Consider the following 19,753-nt stretch of genomic DNA (forward strand, 5'->3'; position numbering starts at 1 on the left):
AACGAATTTTGACTTATACTTAATTCAACAATCGTTATTATAATTTTATTTGGATTACCAATCTTTTTCAGTTTTCACTTTAACGCCCTTTTTCTTTTCAGCATTCATCTTTTCCTGAACTTTTTCTTCCTGATTATTCATGGCCTCCAATAGGTTTTTTATCTGTTGTGGTGATAATTTACCAGGCTGAGGTTTTTGTTGTGGCTGATCTTTCTTTTCCTCATCTCCTTTACCTTGATCTTCTTTTTCATCTTTAGGTTTTCCTTCATCATCTTTCTCGTCTTCACCATCTTTCTTATCCTGATCTCCTTCGTCCTGATTATCCTTTTTATCGTCGCCTTCCTTGTCTTGATTATCCTGATTATCCTTGTTTTCCTGATCTTTATTTTGATCCTTGTTATCCTGATTATCTTGATTATCCTTATTGTCTTTATCCTGGTCGTCCTGATTCTGATCTTGTTGCTGTTCGGCACATATTTTAGCAAGACCTAAATTATATCGTGTTTCCTCATCGGCAGGGTTGTTCCTCAAAGCATTTTTGTAAGCTTCCACCGCTTCTTTACATTTCTTATTTTTCATCAGAATATTTCCAATGTTATGAAAAGTCTTGTGTTTTTCTTCTTTTGAAGTCGCCACTTTTGCTGCCTGTTGATGGCGATATAAGGCTTCTTCAAAATTACCCTTTTCTATATATGAATTACCGAGGTTATAGATTCCTGCAACAGATGCAGGTTGTTCTGAAACCGCTTTTCTATAAGCCATTTCTGCGGAAATAAAATCCTCATCACTTAATAAATTATTTCCTTCGTATACATATGCATTAGCCCTTTTAGCAGCTAATTTTGCTGTTTCTTCCATAGCTGCATCCTGCGCATATCCAAGCGATGTAATTAACGTTAAAATGATTAATACTATATTCTTCATAATAATTTTATAATTCTAAGGTATAAAACCCTGTATTTTTGACAGTTAAAAATATTATAAAATATAACCCTCTAAATCCAATGACTTTTAGACTCTTAATTATTGTTTTCGTTAAACAAATTAAGTTTTTGTAACCAGGCTGTCTTACGGTCCAACAGAAATATATCCAGTAATAAAAAGAATATTCCAAAGCCTAAAAACCACTGAAACTGGTCTTTAAAATCTGCAAATTGTTTGCTTTCAAATTCTGTTTTATCCATGTTATTTAAAATCTCTCGAATGCTTTCTACCACTTCATTAGTGTTTCTTCCATTTATATAAACACCATTAGCTTCAGCAGCAATATTCTTTAATGTCTCCTCATTTAGACGAGTAATTACCGTTTCACCCTGGCTATCTTTTTTGTAATTTAACACGACTCCATTGCGCTTTTCCGGTATTGGTCCTCCTTTTACATCTCCAACCCCAATGGTGAAAATGCGAATACCTTCCTGATTGGCTTGTTCTGCAACAGAAGCGGCGGCATCACCATGATCTTCACCATCTGAAATAATAATAAGTACGCGATTAGTTTGTTCTTCGTCATCAAAATAAGTTGTCGCCAACTTAATAGCTTCACTAATGGCCGTTCCTTGTGAAGACAACATATCGGTATTCATATTCTGAAGGAACATTTTCGCTGACGCATAATCGGTAGTAATTGGCAACTGCGGAAAGGCTTTACCTGCATAGGCTATAATACCTACACGATCGCTTGCCAAATTATTAATTATCTGCGTAACCAACTGCTTGGACTTTTCTAATCGATTTGGCGCAATATCTTCTGCTAACATACTTTTAGAAACATCGACCGCAAAAACAATATCAACCCCTTCACGTTTTACTGTTTCCAGCTTAGTTCCTACCTTCGGATTAACCAGAGCAATGGCTAAACATGCGAAGGCTAAACTTAAAACCACTACTTTTAAAACACCCTTAAAAATGGAAGTATTAGGACTTAAACGCTTTAATAATTCTTTATCTCCAAATTTTTTCTGGGTTTTATATTTCCATATTTGAAGCACCAAAAAGAACAGCACTATTACTGGAATAACTGCTAATACCCAAAACCATATTTTTTCTTCTAATTGATACATGTATCTTTTTTATTGTTCGTGTTTTACATGTGACACGAATTCCCTTTTAATTTGAAACCTAAATAAAACTTCTAAACACCGTATACCGCAAGAGTAGTTCTAACAGTAATAACAAACCAGCCAATATTACTAAAGCGCGGTATTTCTCATCGTAGTTGTAATATTTAAATTCTTCTATATCTGTTTTTTCCAGTTTATTAATTTCTTCGTAAATCTCTTCGAGCTTCTTATTGTTAGTTGCTCTAAAGTATTTACCCCCGGTAGCTTCAGCTATTTCTTTTAAAAGCTCCTCATCAATCTCAACCTGAATACGTCCGTATTGAAAATTCCCGGTTCTTGGATCGATAGCTACTGGCGATAAAGCCATACCGTTTGTACCCAATCCGATTGTATAAGTCTTAATTCCATACTCTACGGCCAATTCGCTTGCAATTTTAGGATCTATAAAACCGGAATTATTAACACCATCAGTTAATAAGATAATTACTTTACTCTTCGCTTTACTATCCTTTAAACGATTTACGGATGTTGCCAATCCCATACCTATAGCCGTTCCCCCTTCTATAACCGTATTGTATTTTATACTTTGCAAAGAACGTAATACAATAGCCTTATCGCTGGTAATTGGTGTTTTGGTATAACTTTCTCCTGCATACTCTACCAAACCTATACGATCGTTTGGACGGCCTTTAATAAATTCGGCTGCTACATTTTTTAAAGCTTCAAGACGGTTAGGTGATAAATCTTTCGCCAGCATACTCGCCGAAACATCTATAGCCATTACAATATCTATTCCGCGAGTGGTTTTAGTTCTTGTTGAAACATCAACCGTTTGTGGTCTGGCCAAAGCCATAATTAATAAAACTAAAGCTAAAATTCGTAATACGAATAAACCATGTTTTAATTTTGGCAACCAACTATTGGTAAGCTTAAAACCTTTTAAACTAGATATTTTTAATTCTGGTGTCTGCTTTTGGTTTTTAATAATATACCATAAAATGGCTAGTGGCAATGCCAACAATAACCAGAAAAACTCTTTATTTACAAATTCGATGCCTTCAAACATTAGCTCTCTGATTTTTTAAGTTCAACCGAATTCAAAATACGCTCAACTATTTTATCGGCATACATATCATCCAATTTCCAAGACAAAATAATCTGTTGAATGACGTTACCCGAGGTAAAGCCAAGAATGACATAATTACCCTTTTGTAGTTTATCGGAGTTTGGCACAGGTAAATCTAAGGTTCCGAAAACCTTTAATCCTTCAGCTCCATTTGGCGTACTAAACTTTTCGCTTTTCGTTAGAATATTTTGTCCTCCAGCCGATTCTATCATCTTTAAATTATAATCGATAGACTGCTTTATATCAATTTTATTTTCACCTGCGTTTTTCAGTTTTGTAGTAGTAACAACAATATTAAATCTATCGATTAAACTCCCATAACTAAACTGAGTCACATCCATTTGCTGTGCTAATTCTTCAGGTAATTCCGGGGTCATTCGACGTAATACCTTAGGCGTACTAATAGTAACGGGTGGCACACCGTAATCACTGATTACCCATTCTCCTTCTAGCAATTCTTTACTGGCATGACCAATAATAGTATCTTTCACATAACCGAAACCATATTTTATTGAGAACCCCGTTAACGTAGCTAGCAACAAAAAGAGACTAATAGCAACTGTAATAATAACTTTTTTACGTTTACTTTTTCGCTCTAACTCGGCAAGGTATTGAGCATCCTGAAGTTTCTCTTCTTCGGTAGGCTCTGGAAGCGCCTCTTTAACATGATCGATTTCAACATCGATAGTCTCTCTGTCTAATTTAGCCAACTCAACATCTACGGCAGACTTAGCAAATTTCACTAAATCGGCACGCTTTAATATACTTTCCAAATTTTTTATATCGTCTTTACTCAACTCAATTTTATTGGCATCTTTCAATAAGTTAAGACGGGTAATAAGTTCATCCGTGGTACTTTCTAAAGCGCGATCATAAACCTTCTCTTCAAGATATCGACGAATGATAAATGTAAGTTCAGAATAGTAACTCTTCATTTCAGAATTTTGTAAATACTGACTTTCATCGAGTTTTTTCAACGCTAATTTCGCACGATCATATGGTGGCAACAAGGCAATTTCTTCAGCCTCTGTTAATGGTTTCTTTCGCCAAATAAACCAGTATAAAGCAAAAGCCACTAAAGCAATAATAAACAAGACTAATAATAGATATTTCCACCAGTTACTCACAGGTTTTTTAACCTGAATTAAGGGCTTTATATCATACAAACCCTGTTTAGTCGTATCGATAAGCACATTATTTACCTCTACTTTAAGAGAATCGGTAAAAAATGTTTTTTCGCCAATAATTATTTTTTGTCTGGGAATTGTATAATGCCCCGAATCGAATTGTGTTAATCCGTATTTCTTAATTAGATTAAATTTATCTTTATTTCTAAGCGTATCAACCTCATATGATTCAATCATTTCGAGTGGTGAGAACGTTTGCCCTTCAGGGAAAACCACCAATTGCGTTGAATCGGTTTCAACTTGGATATGATAGGTAATCTGCTCGCCAATTTTTATAGAGGTTGAATCGATTGCAGACTTCACCTGTGCATTCGCAACAAATGAAGACAACATAATCACTACCCCTAACAACCAAAGCTTCACATTTGAGTAACTCATTATTTTAAACTGCATATTTTCAAACTTCAAACTGCTCACTTTTATTTCTTAATTAGCCTCTTCTTTTAAAATAACCCAGCATCTTTTTCACATAACTCTCATCCACACGGCAATCGATCGTTCCGGCACCAGATTTGGTAAAACTTTCTTTAAAATACTCTACCCGATCACGATAGTATCTGGTGTAATTTTGTCTCACTTTTTTAGATCCTGTATTAACAAGCATATACTCTCCTGTTTCACCATCCAGCATTTGAACAACTCCTAAATTTGGAATTTCTTCTTCTATCTTATCATACACCCTAATACCAGTTACGTCGTGTTTTCCTGCCACAATTTTCATGGTATGATGATAATCATCGGTAACAAAATCTGAGAGAACAAACACAATAGCTTTTTTCTTCATAACATTTTGCATGAATTTTAAAGCTTCTGCTAAATTTGTTTGCTGACTTTCCGGCTCGAACTCAATAAGCTCACGAATGATACGCAATACATGTGAACGCCCTTTCTTAGGTGGAATATACAATTCTACCTTATCTGAAAATAAAATAAGACCTATTTTATCGTTATTCTGAGTTGCTGAAAAGGCTAATGTGGCTGCAATTTCTGTGACAACTTCATTTTTAAATTGCTGATTAGTACCAAACATTTCAGATCCCGACACATCAACCATAAGCATCATGGTTAGTTCGCGTTCCTCTTCAAAAACTTTTACAAAAGGCTCATTGTAACGTGCGGTTACATTCCAATCGATATTTCTTACATCATCACCAAATTGATATTGTCGTACCTCACTAAATGTCATACCACGTCCTTTGAAAGTGGAATGATATTCCCCTCCAAATAAGTGATCAGACAAGCGACGTGTCTTAATCTCAATTTTACGTACTTTTTTAAGTAATTCTTTTGTATCCATCTATTCAGCAAACAAGTTCAGTATCAGTTATCATTAAGAATATAAGGCGTGGTTTTCACAAACTTTTTGTGTAATCAACCCAATACTTTTAACTATTATGGCACCTCTATTTCGTTTACTATTTTGTTGATGATATCCACTGAAGTTACATTTTCGGCTTCAGCTTCATAGGTAATACCTATTCTATGTCTTAAAACATCATAAACTACCGCCCTAACATCTTCAGGAATTACATAGCCTCTACGTTTAATAAAAGCATAACACTTAGCTGCTGTTGCTAAGTTGATACTTCCACGAGGTGAAGCCCCAAACGATATTAATGGTTTTAAATCGGCTAGTTTATATTTTTCAGGATATCTAGTAGCAAAAATGATATCAAGAATATATTTTTCAATTTTCTCATCCATGTAAACCTCTCTTACAGCCTTTTGAGCTTTTAAGATCTGCTCTAAAGACACAACAGGGTTTACTTTTTCCCAGGCACCTTTTAAATTGGCACGCATAATTAATTGCTCTTCGGCAATTTTTGGATAATCGATAACTGTTTTTAACATAAAACGATCGACTTGCGCTTCAGGTAGCGGATAAGTTCCTTCCTGCTCTACCGGGTTTTGAGTAGCCATTACTAGGAATGGTTTATCTAATGGAAATGTTTCATCGCCTATAGTAACCTGTTTCTCCTGCATAGCCTCCAGTAAAGCAGCTTGCACTTTGGCCGGAGCCCTGTTTATCTCATCGGCTAATACAAAATTAGCAAATATGGGACCTTTCTTTATTGAAAAGTCATTCACTTTCATATTGTAGATTAAAGTACCCGTAACATCGGCTGGTAATAAATCTGGAGTAAACTGAATTCTACTAAAACTTCCTTGTACGGCCTGCGACAACGTATTAATTGCTAAGGTTTTTGCCAATCCGGGAACACCCTCAAGTAAAATATGCCCCTGACCAAGTAGTCCTATAAGCAAACGTTCTACCATATGTCTCTGACCTACAATCACTTTGTTCATTTCTAACATTAGTAAATCAACAAAAGCACTTTCTTTTTCTATTCTTTCATTAATAGTTTTAATATCAATTGTACCTGTATCTTCCATCATTTAAAGTTTTTTCAAGCCCGAATATAACACGCTTATTCGAGCAATGCAAATTCATATTTTTTTTCTTTGATTGCTGTTAACAATAGGTTAAAAAACTTGAAAACCGGAAATAACATGCTAAAAAAAAGCGCATTACAAATTGCAATGCGCTTTTTTAAAAATTATTTATGAATACTATGCTTCTTCCAACACCAAAGTAATAGCCTCTAAAACTGTTTCAGCATCTACTTCTACCGTAGCTTCCACCTCTACAGACACATAACCTTCTGCTCCAACGGTTACTATATAAACTCCTGCTGGTAGATCTTCAATTAAAAATTCCCCATTTTCATTCGAGTTTAATGTAGCAACAACTTCATCTGTTTCTTTTAATTTCACAGATACATTAACCACCATATCGTTTGTTACATCCCCGCTAATAGCACCTGGTTTCAACATTAATTCAACAGGATCCATTGTGGTAATTTCTCCGTTAGTCACTACAACGCCTTCAATACTGGTTGCAGCATAATCTGATTCTGCATTAACAGGCGCTATCATAACTTCATATGTTCCTCCAGGAACTCCCCATAAAGCAAAGGCTCCATTTTCGTCGGTTGTTGCTGAAATAACAAAATCATTTTCCGGATCGTTATCACCCATATCATCCACTAAAACAGAAGCTACTGCTGGCAATGCTTCAGCAGGCCCTACAGTTCCTTCAATAATACCTGAACTTACTTCTGCACTTGCATACAATACTGGCTTTAGGATTATATTACCTGAATTACCAGCCATAACTATAGACTTTTGAACATCAAAATCTAAAACATAGTTATATGTAAACCCTTCTTCAATCAAAGCATCTATTTTAACTTTTAAACCAGATTGCTGAGCACTTGGCGTTTTAAGATCGAATGTTTCGGCAACTTCTTGATCATTTAAAATTTCAATAGTGTTGCCATCACCTAATACCAAACGCATTTGACTTAATGTCCCTGCAGGAATTGGAAAACGATCTACAAGTACTTTGCTAAACCCTCCGGTAAAATCTAATAAATTTACAATACCAGATTCAGCCTCTAATGACATCCAACCTTCATCACCTTCCCCCGAGTCATTCATTTTAATCATGACATCTACAATCTCAACATTAACCGCTTCGTACGCTCCAGGAGCATCCACAAGCCTTACAGAAATCGTTGGACTTTCAGGATTGACAGAACTCGAATCATTCTTATTACAAGCAAAGAACGACACTAATACCAAGGTTAATAAAAGCATTTTTAATTTTTCTAATCTTTTCATCGGTTTTTTTGTTTTATTATAATTTAAACTCATGTTTATATATCTTTATATACGACACAATACAATTTTTAGATCAAACTTTAATATTTCCAAAATCAAACTTCGTATAATCAACTTACAATCAATCACTTTAAAATTTGATGCTTATTTTAAAAGATTCATCAATTTCAACGTAATAAACCTTTAAATATTTTACACTATACTTAACACCAAATAAATCATTATTTCAAGATGACTTAAAACCATATCTACAAACAATGTTACAATTTTAAAACTGTTTTAAGTACTTTTATATGTGAATTACATATAATTTCTATAAGTAACATAAAACCCTAATTTAAAGACAGTTATTGAATGATCCAAACAGCTTTAATTACCGGAGCAACTAGTGGTATTGGACATGCTACCGCCTATGAATTTGCAAAACATGGCATAAACCTCGTTTTATGCGGACGCCGTTTAGAGAGGTTAAACGCTTTAAAATCAGCCCTAAAAAGCCAGACTGAAGTTCATATTTTAAATTTCGATGTTAGAAATAAACAAGACACATTTAACGCCATTTCATCACTTCCAGAAACATTTAAAAACATTAATATTTTAATAAATAATGCAGGAAATGCGCACGGTTTAGACCCCATACAAGAAGGGAATATAGATGATTGGGATGCCATGATTGATATAAATGTCAAGGGACTTCTTTATGTAAGCAAAGCCATAATACCACAGATGACCGCACGGCAATCTGGACACATCATAAATATTGGCTCTTCAGCCGGCAAGGAAGTTTACCCCAAAGGCAATGTATACTGCGCTAGTAAACATGCCGTATTAGCTATTACCGAAGGAATGCGAACAGACTTAAACCCCTTCGGAATAAAAGTTAGCGCCATCAATCCTGGTCTTGTTGAAACCGAATTCTCCAAAGTAAGATTTAAAGGCGACTTAAAAGCAGATGCTGTTTACAAAGGCTTTAAAGCCCTGCAGGCAGAAGATATTGCTGAAATCATTTATTTTGTGATATCCCGTCCGAATCATGTTAACATCGCTGATTTATTAGTATTCCCAACAGCACAAGCCAATTCAACAACAGTAAAAAAAGAACTATAGACTTAAGCATCGGTAATATATGATTAACAAACGCCTACTAATTAAACACCTTTTAGCTCATAACGACGAAAACAGCTTTTACGATAAAAAGCGTAAAATTGATATTAGTTTTAAAGAAGGAAAAGCTAAGTTTTTAAAACATGTTTGTGCGCTTACAAATAGTAATCCTAAAAACAATTCATATATAGTTATAGGTGTTGAGGATACCGATAATAATATTGTAGGTGTTGATTTTTTTGATGACAGCAAAATTCAAAACCTTATTAATGCCTATTTAAGCAATCCTCCTATTGTTCAATATGAAAATATTCCCTTTCCTCACTTACCAGATAATAAAGTGGTTGGGCTAGTTACTATTAGACCAAAATCAGGATTAACTTCATTACGGAAAAACATCTGGAAATATTATGGTGGCTCCGTATTTTTTAGAGACGGCAGCATGAGCATGCCAAAGGTTTTCGATATCGAAATTAAAGATGTTAACTCTACCATTGTCGCTTCTATTGAAAATAATGCGCAAAATAATATAGAACACACCCTAAACGGCGTGTTCGATTTTTTAAACAACCGGAAAGATTACAATCCTAAATACAAGGTTTTCAAAGAATATTTTGTGGTTTGCTGGGCTGGACAAAAAAAGATCGTAAAAGACGAAGTATTCTATTCGCGGGTAGATATTGAATTAATTAACGAACAGGTACGCCTGTTTTTTTCCGCTTTAGATGAAGTCGCAATTTTTATAAACGATGATTCCTTTAGAATAATAGAATATGTAAATCTGGGATTTCAAAACGTAAACCGGTATTATCAACTAGAAGAAACCATTATAACCTTTGATGAAAATGCCCAATACAACATTAATACTAAACTACTCTTTGAACCGCCTCAATATGATAAAAAAGTATTACATCATATTTACAATACCAATAATATCATTTTAGAAAAACTAAAAAAAGGCTTGTCTCTTACAAAAAATGAAGAACAAGACTTAAAAACGCTTCCCGTGACTTATTTAATTTGTTATTTGAATTTATTTCATGAAGCTATTGACAAACTAGACGAGGCAAAATATTATTTAAAAAATTACAACGAAGAATTATTTCAATTACATAAAGAAACTATGCGAATTTTACGTAAAGTAAAATATAGCTAATAACATTTAGATAATGATTATTTAACTTAAAACATTCTATTATTCATCAAAAATCATTAAATTTACAGTGCTATTAATCTTTTTAGATATGACCTTGCTACTTACCTGTGAAGGATTTTGGAGCAAGGTTTTTATTTAAATAAAGTTCAATTTAGAAAACGATTTATTAAGAACTTTCGCATCGTTCACCTCTAACCATTTATCTAAAACAGTAGCATAAATGGTTCTAAAATCAATTTCAAATCTAAGATCACCATTATCATCTAAATCACTTAAGTTAGGCATCTTATTAAATAATCCCGGATTTTTTAATTTATTTCCAATAACAAATACATTATTAGATGTCCCATGATCCGTTCCTACATTGGCATTTTGTTTTACACGACGACCAAATTCAGAGAATGTCAATATAAGCGTATCGTCGAAAGCTTGATTCTTTTTTAAATCGTCAACAAAAACTTCAACCGATTCTGCATATATCTTTAATAATCGCTTTTGTGTATTCAATTGATTGACGTGCGTATCAAAACCTCCTAATGAAGCATAAAATACTTTTGTATCTATCCCTGAATTAATAAACTGTGCAGTAGTTTTTAATTGTTTTCCAAATTTAGTGTCAGGGTAATCTTGAGTAGAAGAAACTGTCTTGCTGGTTTCATAAATATATTTTGCCGAAGAATGAGCCTCTATCATTGATTTATAGAGATATCCTAAATTATGCTCATTAAGATGTGCTTCGTTTTGATGTTTGATTATATTATTAAAATAGGGGTCTTTAGACATATTATAAAGCACCGATGGATTTTGAGTCGCGATGCCATTCATATTATTCCCCTTAAGAGCCAATGATAAAGAATCGTCTATTTCAATAGCTGCATAAGGATGCTTTGCATAGTTATCTAAATAACGCCCAAGCCAACCAATTTGTGAAAATTTATCGGAATCTGTAGCGGTTTGCCAGATATCCATCGATCTAAAATGCGACCTAACTGGATTCGGGTAACCTACATTGTTTATAATAGACAGATTGCCATTTTCATACAAACGCTTAAGCGGCATTAAACTTGGATGTAAGCCTACCTCATCGGTAAGTTTAATGGTTTCATTTTTAGAAACACTTAAAGAAGGACGTGCTCGATAATATAAATCGTTATGAAAAGGAATCACGGTGTTTAACCCATCATTCCCTCCTGACAACTGAATTATTACGAGTCTCTTGTATCCCAGTGTATTCGACGCTACTTGTTCGAATGCTTTTACAAAACTTGGCACGAAAAACAAACTACTGGCTAATGAAGATTGTTTTAAAAATTTTCTTCTATCCATAACTAACACATTTGATATTCTGGCAACGACATTAACTGAATACAATATTCTTTCTTAGATATTTTATCTAATTTCTTCAAATATTCTGAAGTTTCAGGCTGCAAATCACAACACAATATAAATTCTGATAAATCTTCAATTGAAACATTTTTAAATTGCTTTTCAAAAGCATCCCAATTAACATCTGTTTTAAACTGTTTACTTACACGCTTTTTAAAAGCAGAACGAATCATTTCTGAAGCTTCATTTGAAAACTGATTGTCTTCAGATTTCGATATAAATGCATCATTTAATATCAGCGATGGTAACTTTAATCGAATTACAATGGTGTTACTGTCGATCCAATTCTTGCCGCCTTTCCAACCAGCTACATTAGGCGGATCTAACAACACTTGCCCTAACTGCTTTTGAATAAACATTAACTGCCGTTTATTTTTAAAAGTGACAGGAACCACTTTTTGAAGTCCTACTAAAAACTCTATAGGCGATTTAATTTTAGAACCCATATGATCTTGATTATAAAACCAATCAGACAACATAACAAACCGCATCAATTTTTCAATATCATAATCTCGATAAAACACCTTAACCATACTTTTTACGTGGTTTTGATTAATCCTATCATGTACAAAATAACTATATATCTTTTCACAAATAAATTGGGCACACTGTCTCTGTTCTAGAATAATGTCAATGATATCATCCCCCTTAAAGATTCCCGTTTTACCAAAAAAGGTTTTATTACCATTATCATGCTGAAACTTCCGAAAAACAAAATCTCCTTTAAGATTATGGCTATATCCTGTAAAAGCCCTAGCACTTTCCTTTATATCTTGTTCTGTATAGTGCCCTTCACCAAGCGTAAATAATTCCATAAGTTCTCGTGCAAAGTTCTCATTTGGTTTTTGCTTCCTATTTTGCTTGGTATTTAAATATTTGGTCATTGCTGCTTCTTTAGAAACAGCCTTTACAAATTCTCCAAAATTTCCCAATGCGTACTTACGAAGCATATTATTGTAACGTTGGATATATATGGTGTTATTATCTTCACATACAAACACATTCGCCCAGAATAAGGTCATCTTTTCTCGTAACATTTCCTTTGACGTTACCAAACGATTAATCCAGGCCTGATTCAATTCGATACTCTTTTTACGTGAAAGTTCCTGTATTTTTCTTCGGTTATCCGACGACAATTTTTCACCTAAGTTCAATATAGATTGTATTTCGGAAGTATCCACAGTAAGCAAGGTTACACTAGCAGAATCATCAAACAATTTATTTACAACAACTTTACGTTTTAAGTGACGCAGCGATTCTATCGTAACTGGTGATATTCCAAATCCCGCCCGCCAATATAAATGTTGAATCTCTGACCGTCTCATGATATTTGAATATTAATTTTATTGAAATACAATGTATTAGACCTTTAAAAAATAGAAAAGTTTAATTCCAAATAAAAAAACCGTTTCTATATATGAAACGGTTTTTACTTATATCTTTTCACATACTACAAATCAAACTTAATACCCTGGGCTAATGGTAGTTCGGTAGTATAATTTATAGTATTTGTCTGACGCCTCATATAGACCTTCCAGGCATCAGATCCAGATTCCCGTCCTCCACCAGTTTCTTTTTCTCCACCAAAAGCTCCGCCAATTTCTGCTCCCGAGGTACCAATGTTTACATTTGCAATACCACAATCTGAACCTGCCACTGACAAAAAGCGTTCGGCCTCACGTAAATTATTAGTCATAATTGCCGAGCTTAAACCCTGTACAACATTATTTTGAATAGCGATGGCATTTTCAACATCTCCAGAATACTTTAATAAATACAATATAGGAGCAAAAGTTTCATGCTGAACAATCTCAAAATCTGGTTTTGCTTCGGCTATGGCTGGCTTTACATAACATCCGCTTTGATAATCATTGCCTGAAAGCACACCGCCTTGGACAATAATACTTCCACCTTCCTCAACCACTTTATTTAAAGCTGCTTTATACATATTTACAGCCTCTTTATCTATTAATGGCCCTACATGATTATTTTCATCTAGAGGATTACCGATTCGCAATTGACCATATGCATCAACCAAGGCTTGTTTTACCTTTTCATAAATACTTTCATGAATGATTAAACGACGTGTACTAGTACAGCGTTGCCCTGCTGTTCCTACCGCCCCAAAAACAGCTCCTACAACGGTCATTTTAATATCGGCATCTGGAGTCACAATTATGGCATTATTTCCACCCAATTCTAACAAACTCTTCCCCAATCTACCAGCAACTTCTTTAGCTACAATTTTACCCATTCGGATACTGCCCGTAGCAGAAATTAGTGGAATTCTAGAATCTTTGCTCATAAACTCCCCAACCTTATAATCGCCATTAATTAAAGATGATATACCTTCGGGCAAATTATTTTCGGCAAACACTTCGGCCGCAATTTTCTGACAAGCCACTCCGCACAGCGGCACCTTTTCACTAGGCTTCCAAACACATACATCACCACATACCCAAGCTAGAGCGACGTTCCAAGCCCAAACAGCAACAGGGAAATTAAAAGCAGATATTACGCCAACAACTCCTAAAGGATGATACTGCTCGTACATACGATGCCCAGGCCGTTCGCTATGCATCGTTAAGCCGTGTAATTGTCTAGACAAACCAACGGCAAAATCGCAGATATCTATCATTTCCTGAACTTCTCCCAAACCTTCCTGATAACTTTTACCCATTTCGTAAGAAACCAGTTTTCCTAAAGCTTCCTTTCTTTGTCTTAGCTTATTACCAAACTGACGCACTATGTCTCCTCGTTTTGGAGCAGGAACGGTTCTCCAAATTTTAAAAGCTTCGGTAGCTGTAGTTATTACTTGTTCATAATCAGCAGCAGAGGTCGATTTAACTTTGGCGATTAAGTGTCCGTCTACAGGAGAAATTGATTCTATTATTTCACCATTTGAAAAGTTTTCTGAACCCGTTGATGTACCATCATTAATAAGATTAACGCCAAGAATTTCTAAGGTTTTCTTTATTTCAACATTTATCGTTTGTACTTGCATAATTTTCAGAATTACTACTTAAAGATATATTTTACATGAATATAGCAATAAAAATATGCATTATTTAACATTCTTTCAAAATGAATACTATTTCCTATAGGTCATCTTTAACCAAATTTCGAATAACGAAATACCCCAATACTCCGGACACAAAGGAACCTGCCAATATGCCAACTTTTACCGAGCTTAAAAGAACTTGATCTGTAAATGCTAAATTGGCAATAAATAAAAACATTGTAAAACCTAAACCACCAAATAGTGCCGCTCCTAAAATATGCTTAAAACTAACTCCATAAGGCAAATGGGCTATTTTTAATTTTATCGCTATCCATGAAGTTATACTGATACTTAAAAACTTCCCAACTATTAAAGCTAAACATATAGAAAAGGCTCTGTTAACTCGAATCCCGATTCAAGAAAACCGAAGGTAAATTCACTTTTTAAAAGCTCATGGTAATATATACTCCAGGGAGAATTTGCAATCATTAAAGCTAATACCGTTGCAAACAACAATAAAAAACTAGCGGAATTTGAAGATTTTACAAAGCGATTGAAGGGTACTATGATTTTGTTCATTAAATGCTATTTTGAATTTCAAGTTACTAATAACATTTTTTAAAAAATATGACAGCAATCAGTCTTATTATAAAATAATTAAGTTCTAAAAACCCCCAATTCCTAGTAATAAGGAGGGATCCCCATGATATTTATAAACCAGATTACGTCTTTTATCTAAATGGATAAAATTAATACAAGATATTTACCTTATCTAAGTCCATAGCCTTTAGCCGCCCACCAGGGATGTATTTCTATAATTAATCGCCCAGCCTTTACCATAGGGTCGGCATTAGCCAAACTATCGGCCATCTTAAGTGTTGGCACATTATAAATAGTAATTCCACGAATTTCAGAATTATCACCCAAAGGCCCTGAAATATCAGCATAGCCCATTTCATACATTTTAGTAAGGTGTGCTACATGAGCCTCCTGTAATAACTCAGCCTCTTCTTCATTCTGTGAACGTATAGGGCCAGCCTTTAAAAAGGCAATAAAATATTGTTGCATTAAAATGGTATCTGCGGTCTTCTCAACAATATAGTCGAAAGTTTTAAAGCCTTTAGCCGCTAATTCTTTTTTAATTTCTTTTATAGGGCGTTTAGCAGGTTCTACAGGGACTTCGACAAATAAGGTATCTGTTTTAACCATAGCATCAAGCTCTCCTGTATTCCTAACAGATTTATTATCATTTTTACAAGCTACAACTAACGAGCTAAAAAGAATAGCATACCAAAATGTTTTATTACTTACCATAATTTATAAGGGCTTTTACTTAATTCTGAATTATAATATTTCACCTCTCCAGTAACCTCTTTTCCTAACCAATCCGGTTTTAAAAAAAATTCCGTTTCAGAATTTAATTCTACTTCTGCAATTACTAAACCTTCATTTTCACCAAAAAACTCATCAACTTCAAAAGTATGACTACCGACAAAAACTTCGTAACGCACTTTATCAATAACACCTGGCTCACATATTTCCAGTAAATCTTTCGCTTCAGATTTCGAAATTTCCGTTTCCCACTCAAAACGCGACAACCCATCTTTGGAGGACATACCTTTAACAGTTAAAAAACCTTGTTCGCCTTTTAATCTTATACGTACTGTTCGCTCTTTATGCGTATTTAAAAACCCTTGAATAATGCGGGTGCTTTTTACTGATTCTTCTTTATATTTTGGAGAAGTTACCAAAAATTTACGTTCAATTTCAATCATTAATAAATTTTAATCTGCTCTTAATTTCTTAATTCAATTTGCACATGACTTAGACATCAAATTAAAGCCATATTATGTCTAAATTTACGGTATGTTAAGCGATTTACCAATTCGAAAAATTATTCATGTTGATATGGATGCTTTTTATGCATCGGTAGAACAAATGGATCATCCAAATCTTAAAGGAAAACCATTGGCCGTAGGAGGCTCAGAAACTCGTGGAGTAATAAGTGCCGCCAGTTATGAAGCTCGAAAATATGGGGTAAAAAGTGCCATGTCTGGTAATTTAGCTATTAAATTATGCTCAGAACTTATTTTTGTAAAACCACGATTTGACAGATACCGAGAAATCTCTAAAAAAATACAAGCCATTTTTTACGATTACACCGATTTGGTTGAGCCTCTCTCTTTAGACGAAGCTTATTTAGATGTAACCCATAATAAAAAAGGAAACCCAAGTGCCTCGAAGATAGCACAAGAAATTAGAAAGCGTATTTATAATGAAATAGGATTAACAGCATCGGCTGGTATTTCTATAAACAAGTTTATTGCCAAAATTGCCAGTGATGTAAATAAACCAAATGGACAAAAAATAGTATCTCCCGAAGAGGTCATCTCCTTTCTTGAAAACTTGGAAATAAGAAAATTTTACGGTGTTGGAAAAGTTACGACCGAAAAGATGTATCAATTAGGCATTTTTACTGGATTAGACCTAAAACTAAAACCTCTCGAATTCCTTGAAGCACACTTTGGAAAATCAGGAGTTTACTATTATTATGCCGTTCGAGGTATTCACAACAGTCCTGTAAAACCCGACCGTGTTAGAAAAAGCCTAGCTGCAGAGCGTACCTTCAATGAAAATTTATCTTCTGAAGTATTTATGCTCGAAAAATTAAAACACATTGCTAAAGAGGTTTCAAATCGATTAGAAAAAACCAATATTACTGGAAAAACGGTTACCTTAAAAATTAAATACAGTGATTTCTCTCTTCAGACCCGCAGTAAAACATTGCCTTATTATATAAGTGATGAAGCACTTATTTTTGAAACCTCAAAAGAGCTTCTATATCAGGAAAAATTAAGTAATTCGGTTCGTTTACTAGGCATTTCATTATCGAACCTAAACACAGAAGTGAAACAGAAAACCCATAATAAATCTGTAAGTGTTCAACTAAAGTTTGAATTTTAATTTCACAATCTTGAAAAAAAAAGCGTTATTTAAAAATTAAATAACGCTTAAATTATATTAAACAACGACTACTAATCGTTTGCAATTTCTCTTACTCGAAGGGTATTTACCATACCTTTTTCTGCAATTGGCATAGATGCTAAACTAATTACCATATCTCCTTTGGCTACATAATCATTCTTTTTAGCAATTCTATTGATATCACCAACTGTTTGGTCTGTTGAGACAAATTTATCATAATAAAAAGCCTTTACACCCCATAACAAACTTAACTGTGTTAAGATTCGTTTATTAGAAGTGAACACTAAAATATTACACGAAGGCCTCCATGCAGAAATTTGAAATGCTGTATAACCACTATTTGTTAAAGTAGATATTGCTTTCGCATCAATTTCATTTGCCATTATTGCGGCGTGGTAACAAATTGATTTTGTTATATAACGTTTGGTTCTAATATGAGGTGGCATTTGCGGCACCTTAATTAAAGGTGAATCTTCAACACTCTTCAAAATAGCCGCCATTTGTTTAATTACCTGAACCGGATAACTACCAACTGAGGTTTCTCCAGATAGCATTACAGCATCGGCACCATCCATAACCGAGTTAGCTACATCATTTACTTCGGCTCTTGTAGGAGTTAAACTAGAAATCATAGTCTCCATCATCTGGGTGGCTATAATTACAGGGATACGTGCTTTCTTCGCTCTTAATACTAATTGCTTTTGAATAAGCGGTACTTCCTGTGCAGGAACTTCAACACCTAAATCACCTCGAGCTACCATTAAACCATCACAATTAGATACAATTTTATCAATATTTGTTACGGCTTCCGGCTTTTCAATTTTAGCCACAATAGGAATTCTATAATCACTATGCTTATCAATTAATTCTCGTAATTGCATTAAATCTTCTGCATGACGAACAAACGATAATGCAATCCAATCTACTTCCTGACTAATAGCGAAAATAGCATCTTCAATATCTTTTTCGGTTAAAGCAGGCTGCGAAATATTTGTATTTGGCAGGTTTACTCCTTTTTTAGATTTTAAAGGACCTCCTTGAATAACCTTGGCTTTTACTTCAGCCTTCTTATCTGTAGAAACAACCTCAAAAATTAACTTTCCGTCATCTAAAAGAATACGTTCTCCTGGCTTTGCATCTTGTGGAAATCTATCATAAGTCATGTAAACACGCTCCTTAGTTCCTTCGAAACGCTCACCAGTGGCGAAGATAATTTCATCACCAGGATTTACAACAACTTCTTCCTTCATTACGCCTACACGTAATTTAGGTCCTTGTAAATCGGCTAATATAGCAGCATTGTATCCAAATTCTTCATTCAACTCACGTATCATTTTAATACGTTCTGCCACATCATTGTAATCGGCATGCGAGAAGTTAATTCTAAATACATTAACTCCCTCATCCAACATTCCTTTCAACACTTCCTTAGTACTGGAAGCCGGCCCTAACGTTGCTACTATTTTCGTTTTCTTTCTAATTGACATTTAGTTAAAAATTAAATTATCTTTTGATTTCAATTGACTGCTATCAACACTAAAAGCTGTGACAACTTGAGGAATTTTTAAAATATTATTTAAAATAATTTTTTCTTTACTCACACTGTATTCACTATCTATTTTTAAAAAATAGCTCACCCTTTTATATTCAGGTATCAAATGGTTTGTTTGAATGATACGCTCCGGAGTATCGAATAATGATTTGTTTCCACGCTGTTGAAAAACTTCTGTTTTACAAACGTTAGAAACCAAACTCCAAGTTGTTAATTCCCGACAATCTTCCCACTCGAAAATTGAATATGTCGACCCTACTAAACTAAATTCTATATCGGACGTCCTTCTAGAAAGACTTATGCCTAAATGTTTGTTTAAAAGATACGCTAAGCGAAAATCTTCAACCGAGCAATGAATTGCTATTAAAGTGTATAAAACTTCATCGAAAACATCGTCTAGAATAAGTTTGTGAACAGCCATAACTTATATTATACGACGTAAATATAATATATAAAACTATCAGTTTTAATAAGTTTATGTTAATCTTAATAACAAAAACAACTCAAACGTT

General features: G+C 34.2%; 19 protein-coding genes. 3 read left to right on the plus strand and 16 right to left on the minus strand.

The features are described 5' to 3' along the window. Positions 1–54 precede the first annotated feature (54 nt). The 7 genes from H611_RS0108405 to H611_RS0108435 all read right to left on the minus strand — a co-directional run bounded on the left by H611_RS0108405 (position 55) and on the right by H611_RS0108435 (position 8,057). Complete coding sequence (locus H611_RS0108405; RefSeq protein WP_027137944.1) at positions 55–924, minus strand: tetratricopeptide repeat protein; 870 nt, start codon at positions 922–924, stop codon at positions 55–57. 95 nt (positions 925–1,019) lie between these two features. Then, a complete protein-coding gene (locus H611_RS0108410; protein WP_027137945.1) occupies positions 1,020–2,060 on the minus strand; it encodes a vWA domain-containing protein in 1,041 nt (346 codons plus the stop codon). 58 nt (positions 2,061–2,118) lie between these two features. Continuing rightward, the gene (locus H611_RS0108415) at positions 2,119–3,126 is read right to left on the minus strand and encodes a vWA domain-containing protein (protein ID WP_027137946.1); all 1,008 of its coding nucleotides are present in this window, start codon (positions 3,124–3,126) and stop codon (positions 2,119–2,121) included. After that, a complete protein-coding gene (locus H611_RS0108420) occupies positions 3,126–4,751 on the minus strand; it encodes a hypothetical protein (protein ID WP_051238767.1) in 1,626 nt (541 codons plus the stop codon). Before H611_RS0108420 ends, H611_RS0108415 begins: the two co-directional genes overlap by 1 nt. Positions 4,752–4,803: 52 nt before the next feature. Next, positions 4,804–5,670 carry a DUF58 domain-containing protein gene (locus tag H611_RS0108425; protein ID WP_027137948.1) on the minus strand — a complete coding sequence of 289 codons (867 nt, stop codon included), beginning with the start codon at positions 5,668–5,670 and terminating at the stop codon, positions 4,804–4,806. 95 nt (positions 5,671–5,765) lie between these two features. Then, a complete protein-coding gene (locus H611_RS0108430; protein WP_027137949.1) occupies positions 5,766–6,767 on the minus strand; it encodes an AAA family ATPase in 1,002 nt (333 codons plus the stop codon). A 177-nt stretch (positions 6,768–6,944) separates the two neighbouring features. Continuing rightward, positions 6,945–8,057 carry a DUF4382 domain-containing protein gene (locus H611_RS0108435; RefSeq protein WP_035483903.1) on the minus strand — a complete coding sequence of 371 codons (1,113 nt, stop codon included), beginning with the start codon at positions 8,055–8,057 and terminating at the stop codon, positions 6,945–6,947. A 354-nt stretch (positions 8,058–8,411) separates the two neighbouring features. Here H611_RS0108435 and H611_RS0108440 point away from each other — a divergent pair, with 354 nt between their 5' ends. Continuing rightward, entirely contained in the window at positions 8,412–9,164 is a 753-nt protein-coding gene (locus H611_RS0108440) for an SDR family NAD(P)-dependent oxidoreductase (RefSeq protein WP_027137951.1), read from the plus strand. A 19-nt stretch (positions 9,165–9,183) separates the two neighbouring features. Continuing rightward, complete coding sequence (locus H611_RS0108445) at positions 9,184–10,317, plus strand: ATP-binding protein (protein WP_027137952.1); 1,134 nt, start codon at positions 9,184–9,186, stop codon at positions 10,315–10,317. Positions 10,318–10,452: 135 nt separating this feature from the next. Here H611_RS0108445 and H611_RS0108450 read toward each other — a convergent pair whose 3' ends face one another. The 7 genes from H611_RS0108450 to H611_RS0108480 form a co-directional block, all read right to left on the minus strand. Then, complete coding sequence (locus tag H611_RS0108450) at positions 10,453–11,643, minus strand: DUF1501 domain-containing protein (RefSeq protein ID WP_027137953.1); 1,191 nt, start codon at positions 11,641–11,643, stop codon at positions 10,453–10,455. A 2-nt stretch (positions 11,644–11,645) separates the two neighbouring features. Beyond that, positions 11,646–13,028, minus strand: coding sequence for a DUF1800 domain-containing protein (locus H611_RS0108455; RefSeq protein ID WP_027137954.1), 1,383 nt, complete (start codon positions 13,026–13,028; stop codon positions 11,646–11,648). 125 nt (positions 13,029–13,153) lie between these two features. Further along, a complete protein-coding gene (gene amaB, locus H611_RS0108460; protein WP_027137955.1) occupies positions 13,154–14,707 on the minus strand; it encodes an L-piperidine-6-carboxylate dehydrogenase in 1,554 nt (517 codons plus the stop codon). A gap of 94 nt (positions 14,708–14,801) precedes the next feature. Next, positions 14,802–15,119 carry a Na+/H+ antiporter NhaA gene (locus H611_RS0108465; protein ID WP_084158167.1) on the minus strand — a complete coding sequence of 106 codons (318 nt, stop codon included), beginning with the start codon at positions 15,117–15,119 and terminating at the stop codon, positions 14,802–14,804. Continuing rightward, positions 15,080–15,283 (minus strand): Na+/H+ antiporter NhaA, encoded by a 204-nt coding sequence (locus tag H611_RS0108470; protein ID WP_027137957.1) that lies wholly within the window; start codon positions 15,281–15,283, stop codon positions 15,080–15,082. Before H611_RS0108470 ends, H611_RS0108465 begins: the two co-directional genes overlap by 40 nt. Before the next feature lie 189 nt (positions 15,284–15,472). Further along, positions 15,473–16,018, minus strand: coding sequence for a YciI family protein (locus tag H611_RS0108475; protein ID WP_051238769.1), 546 nt, complete (start codon positions 16,016–16,018; stop codon positions 15,473–15,475). Next, positions 16,012–16,479 carry a CYTH domain-containing protein gene (locus H611_RS0108480; RefSeq protein ID WP_027137959.1) on the minus strand — a complete coding sequence of 156 codons (468 nt, stop codon included), beginning with the start codon at positions 16,477–16,479 and terminating at the stop codon, positions 16,012–16,014. The genes H611_RS0108475 and H611_RS0108480 overlap by 7 nt, the downstream gene beginning before the upstream one ends. Before the next feature lie 91 nt (positions 16,480–16,570). Here H611_RS0108480 and dinB point away from each other — a divergent pair, with 91 nt between their 5' ends. Further along, positions 16,571–17,668: a DNA polymerase IV gene (dinB, locus tag H611_RS0108485; protein ID WP_027137960.1), complete on the plus strand. Its 1,098-nt coding sequence runs from the start codon at positions 16,571–16,573 to the stop codon at positions 17,666–17,668. Between the two features lie 71 nt (positions 17,669–17,739). Here dinB and pyk read toward each other — a convergent pair whose 3' ends face one another. Together pyk and H611_RS0108495 are read right to left on the minus strand one after the other, a co-directional pair. Further along, complete coding sequence (pyk, locus tag H611_RS0108490) at positions 17,740–19,176, minus strand: pyruvate kinase (protein ID WP_027137961.1); 1,437 nt, start codon at positions 19,174–19,176, stop codon at positions 17,740–17,742. Beyond that, positions 19,177–19,662, minus strand: a complete 486-nt coding sequence (locus H611_RS0108495) for an IPExxxVDY family protein (RefSeq protein ID WP_027137962.1) — start codon at positions 19,660–19,662, stop codon at positions 19,177–19,179. Between the last annotated feature and the right edge of the window lie 91 nt (positions 19,663–19,753).

Origin of the sequence: Gaetbulibacter saemankumensis DSM 17032 (assembly GCF_000425645.1) — a bacterium.
In the GTDB taxonomy this organism is placed as follows: Bacteria; Bacteroidota; Bacteroidia; order Flavobacteriales; family Flavobacteriaceae; genus Gaetbulibacter; species Gaetbulibacter saemankumensis.

Bases quoted from the DNA above. Each gene is read 5' to 3' on its own strand.
- H611_RS0108405 (WP_027137944.1), bottom strand. From the start codon at position 924: ATGAAGAATATAGTATTAATCATTTTAACGTTAATTACATCGCTTGGA.
- H611_RS0108475 (WP_051238769.1), bottom strand. From the start codon at position 16,018: ATGGTAAGTAATAAAACATTTTGGTATGCTATTCTTTTTAGCTCGTTA.
- amaB (WP_027137955.1), bottom strand. From the start codon at position 14,707: ATGCAAGTACAAACGATAAATGTTGAAATAAAGAAAACCTTAGAAATT.
- H611_RS0108425 (WP_027137948.1), bottom strand. From the start codon at position 5,670: ATGGATACAAAAGAATTACTTAAAAAAGTACGTAAAATTGAGATTAAG.
- H611_RS0108430 (WP_027137949.1), bottom strand. From the start codon at position 6,767: ATGGAAGATACAGGTACAATTGATATTAAAACTATTAATGAAAGAATA.
- H611_RS0108495 (WP_027137962.1), bottom strand. From the start codon at position 19,662: ATGGCTGTTCACAAACTTATTCTAGACGATGTTTTCGATGAAGTTTTA.
- H611_RS0108420 (WP_051238767.1), bottom strand. From the start codon at position 4,751: ATGAGTTACTCAAATGTGAAGCTTTGGTTGTTAGGGGTAGTGATTATG.
- pyk (WP_027137961.1), bottom strand. From the start codon at position 19,176: ATGTCAATTAGAAAGAAAACGAAAATAGTAGCAACGTTAGGGCCGGCT.
- H611_RS0108440 (WP_027137951.1), top strand. From the start codon at position 8,412: ATGATCCAAACAGCTTTAATTACCGGAGCAACTAGTGGTATTGGACAT.
- dinB (WP_027137960.1), top strand. From the start codon at position 16,571: ATGTTAAGCGATTTACCAATTCGAAAAATTATTCATGTTGATATGGAT.
- H611_RS0108435 (WP_035483903.1), bottom strand. From the start codon at position 8,057: ATGAAAAGATTAGAAAAATTAAAAATGCTTTTATTAACCTTGGTATTA.
- H611_RS0108455 (WP_027137954.1), bottom strand. From the start codon at position 13,028: ATGAGACGGTCAGAGATTCAACATTTATATTGGCGGGCGGGATTTGGA.
- H611_RS0108415 (WP_027137946.1), bottom strand. From the start codon at position 3,126: ATGTTTGAAGGCATCGAATTTGTAAATAAAGAGTTTTTCTGGTTATTG.
- H611_RS0108445 (WP_027137952.1), top strand. From the start codon at position 9,184: ATGATTAACAAACGCCTACTAATTAAACACCTTTTAGCTCATAACGAC.
- H611_RS0108450 (WP_027137953.1), bottom strand. From the start codon at position 11,643: ATGGATAGAAGAAAATTTTTAAAACAATCTTCATTAGCCAGTAGTTTG.
- H611_RS0108470 (WP_027137957.1), bottom strand. From the start codon at position 15,283: ATGAACAAAATCATAGTACCCTTCAATCGCTTTGTAAAATCTTCAAAT.
- H611_RS0108410 (WP_027137945.1), bottom strand. From the start codon at position 2,060: ATGTATCAATTAGAAGAAAAAATATGGTTTTGGGTATTAGCAGTTATT.
- H611_RS0108480 (WP_027137959.1), bottom strand. From the start codon at position 16,479: ATGATTGAAATTGAACGTAAATTTTTGGTAACTTCTCCAAAATATAAA.